General features: G+C 64.8%; 4 protein-coding genes. 2 read left to right on the top strand and 2 right to left on the bottom strand.

All coding sequences use genetic code 11. From position 1 onward, the window contains the following. Positions 1–96: 96 nt before the first annotated feature. Positions 97–1,737, bottom strand: coding sequence for an acetolactate synthase large subunit (locus JYJ84_RS32845; protein WP_175221754.1), 1,641 nt, complete (start codon positions 1,735–1,737; stop codon positions 97–99). A gap of 349 nt (positions 1,738–2,086) precedes the next feature. On the opposite strand from JYJ84_RS32845, the gene JYJ84_RS32840 reads away from it, so the two are divergent. Together JYJ84_RS32840 and JYJ84_RS32835 are read left to right on the top strand one after the other, a co-directional pair. Then, positions 2,087–2,404: a type II toxin-antitoxin system RelE/ParE family toxin gene (locus JYJ84_RS32840; protein ID WP_122949086.1), complete on the top strand. Its 318-nt coding sequence runs from the start codon at positions 2,087–2,089 to the stop codon at positions 2,402–2,404. Between the two features lie 3 nt (positions 2,405–2,407). Next, positions 2,408–2,707 (top strand): addiction module antidote protein, encoded by a 300-nt coding sequence (locus tag JYJ84_RS32835; protein ID WP_021157290.1) that lies wholly within the window; start codon positions 2,408–2,410, stop codon positions 2,705–2,707. Between the two features lie 48 nt (positions 2,708–2,755). Here JYJ84_RS32835 and JYJ84_RS32830 read toward each other — a convergent pair. After that, a partial coding sequence (locus JYJ84_RS32830; RefSeq protein ID WP_205189998.1) for a DUF445 family protein occupies positions 2,756–2,966 on the bottom strand: 211 nt, incomplete at its 5' end.

The raw sequence follows: 2,966 nt of genomic DNA, 5'->3' as shown, positions 1-2,966 counted from the left end.
ACTTCCAGATCGGTGTTCGCGTAGACGGCTTCGTTGGCGAGGTAGTACGGATAGGTTTCCTTCAACATGGAACGACTCCTTCCTGGGAACGGGAATTCAGAGTTGCGCCGACAGGCGCTTGATCTCGCGGTTCAGCACGCGCTCGTTGTCCGAGTAATCGATCGGCACATCGATCACGTGCACGCCCGGCGACGAGAAACACTCGCGCAGCAGCGGCTCGAGATCGTCGGCCGATTCGACGCGATGCCCGTGCGCACCGTAGCTCTGCGCATACGCGACGAAATCGGGGTTCTGCAGCGTCATCGCGAAATCGGGGAAGTTCATGTTCTCCTGCTTCCAGCGGATCATCCCGAACGCGTCGTCGCGCAGGATCATCACGACGAGGTCGAGCTTCAGCCGCACGGCCGTTTCGAGCTCCTGCGAATTCATCATGAAGCCGCCATCACCGCACACGGCGATCACCTTGCGCTGCGGATGCACGATCTTGGTCGCGATCGCCGACGGCAGGCCCGCGCCCATCGACGCGAGCGCGTTGTCGAGCAGCAGCGAATTCGGCTCGTGCGCACGCCAGTAGCGCGCGAACCAGATCTTGTACATCCCGTTGTCGAGACAGACGATGCCGTCGGTCGGCAGCGCGTTGTACAGATCGTTGACGATCCGCACCGGGTACATCGGGAAGCGCGGATCGTGCTGGCCCTTCTCCAGGTGCGCGTCGAAATGCTCCTTGATCATCGCGAAGCGCGCGAAATCCCAGTGCGGCTGCGGCGCGAGCGCCTCTTTCATCTGCCACACCGCGTTCGCGATATCGCCGACCACCTCGATCTGCGGGAAGTAGACGGGGTCGACCTGCGCACCGAGGAAGTTCACGTGGATCACGGTCTTGTCGTCGGTACGCATGAAGAACGGCGGCTTCTCGATCACGTCGTGGCCGACGTTGATGATGCAATCGGCCTGCTCGATCGCGCGGTGCACGAAATCGCCGTCGGACAGCGTCGCGTTGCCGAGCCACAGCGGGTGGGTCTCGTCGATCACGCCCTTGCCCATCTGCGTCGTGAAGAACGGGATGCCCGTCTTGTCGACGAATTCGAGCAGCATCTTGCAGGTGGTCTTGCGGTTGCCGCCCGCACCGATCATCAGGAGCGGATGGCGTGCGGCCTGGATCGCGTCGACCGCGTGCGCGACCGCCTTCTCCTCGGCCACCGGCCGCCGGCTGTAGCTGCGCGGAATCGGCTTGCCGTCGCCCTCCTCGTGCGCGATGTCTTCCGGCAGCTCGAGGTGCGCGGCGCCCGGGCGCTCTTCCTCCGCGCGACGGAACGCCTCGCGTATGGCCGACGGGATGTTGCCGATCGACACGATCTGCCGCGTGAACTTCGTGAGCGGCTGCATCATGTCGACCACGTCGACGATCTGGAAGTGGCCCTGCTTGCTGGACTTGATCGGCTTCTGCCCGGTGATCATCAGCATCGGCATCCCGCCGAGCTGCGCATACGCGGCCGCCGTCACGAAGTTGGTCGCACCGGGCCCGAGCGTGGCGATGCACACGCCGGTGCGGCCCGTCAGGCGGCCGTAGGTGGCGGCCATGAACCCGGCCGCCTGCTCGTGCCGGGTCAGCACGAGCTTGATCTTCGATCGCCGCAGCGATTCGAGCAGATCGAGGTTTTCTTCGCCGGGAATGCCGAACACGTACTCGACGCCTTCGGCTTCCAGCGCCTTCACGAACAAATCCGATGCTTTCATGGGGGACTCTCGGTTGATGCCGCCTGCCCGGCCTACGGACACGCGGCGTTCAGAACGCGCGCCGGCCTACGGCACGCGGACGCTTACCTACTGGACACAAACCACGGCACTGCCCGCCGCGCGACACGCGCTGCACGGCGGCGCCTCCGGAGACCGGAGGACAAACGGACCCGCCCGCGCGCGGCAGGCACGCACGGGCAGCAAAGACGTTTTTGATTGTAGACGGATTCGGAAGATCCCGACTTCGGCCGAACGGCCATTCAGCACGCAAACGAAGCGCGCGGCCCTACTGTAGCGGCAACGAAACAACACATCAGACATGTGAACCATGGTTGACACATTGCAATCCATGCCCTACTGTGCGCCTACGTTCAGCATCCGGACCACCGGCGTCTTCGACGCCTGGTTTGCCGGCCTGCCGGATCGCGTCGCGAAGCGCCGCATCCAGGCACGCATCGACCGTCTCTCGATGGGCAATCCGGGCGACTGGAAGTCCGCCGGCTCGCCAGTCGTCGAGATGCGGATCGACCACGGCCCCGGCTATCGCGTCTACTACGTCCGGCGCGGAACGATCTGGGTCGTCCTGCTCTGCGGTGGCGATAAATCGACGCAACAGGCCGACATCCGCGCCGCCCACGCGATGCTCGCGCATCTCGACATGGAGTAATCGATGGACAAGATCAGCACCCGGCCGTGGGATTCGGCCGACCATCTGAAAACCGAAGACGACATGGCCGACTACTTCGAAGCATGCCTGCAGGAAGCCGGCGACGATCCGGCCTTCATCGCGCACGCGCTCGGCGTGATCGCGCGCGCACGCGGCATGTCGCAGGTCGCCCGCGATGCGGGCCTGTCGCGCGAAGGGCTGTACAAGGCGCTGTCGCACGACGGCAACCCGAGCTTCGGCACGATCCTGAAGGTCATCAAGGCACTCGGCCTGCAACTGCACGGCGCGAAAGCGCACGCATGATGCACGGGCGCGGCCCGGCACGCCCGCCGCGCGATACCCGTGGCCGCGTCAGTGCAGCCAGCCGGCCGCCCAGCGCGGCACCAGCGACACCAGATACAACCCGAGCCCGATCAGCCCGCCGACCAGCGTACCGTTGATGCGGATGTATTGCAGATCCTTGCCGATATTCAGCTCGATCTGCCGCGACATCTCGCGCGCATCCCAGTTGCGCACCGTGTCGCGAATGTGACGCATCAGGAAATCCGCGAAATCCGGCGCC

This window comes from Burkholderia sp. LMG 13014 (assembly GCF_905232215.1).
Taxonomy (GTDB): domain Bacteria; phylum Pseudomonadota; class Gammaproteobacteria; order Burkholderiales; family Burkholderiaceae; genus Burkholderia.
The sequence above is the reverse complement of the archived record's forward strand: the minus strand, read 5'-3'. Positions and strand labels throughout refer to the sequence as shown.

Bases quoted from the DNA above. Each gene is read 5' to 3' on its own strand.
- JYJ84_RS32840 (WP_122949086.1), top strand. From the start codon at position 2,087: ATGCCCTACTGTGCGCCTACGTTCAGCATCCGGACCACCGGCGTCTTC.
- JYJ84_RS32835 (WP_021157290.1), top strand. From the start codon at position 2,408: ATGGACAAGATCAGCACCCGGCCGTGGGATTCGGCCGACCATCTGAAA.
- JYJ84_RS32845 (WP_175221754.1), bottom strand. From the start codon at position 1,737: ATGAAAGCATCGGATTTGTTCGTGAAGGCGCTGGAAGCCGAAGGCGTC.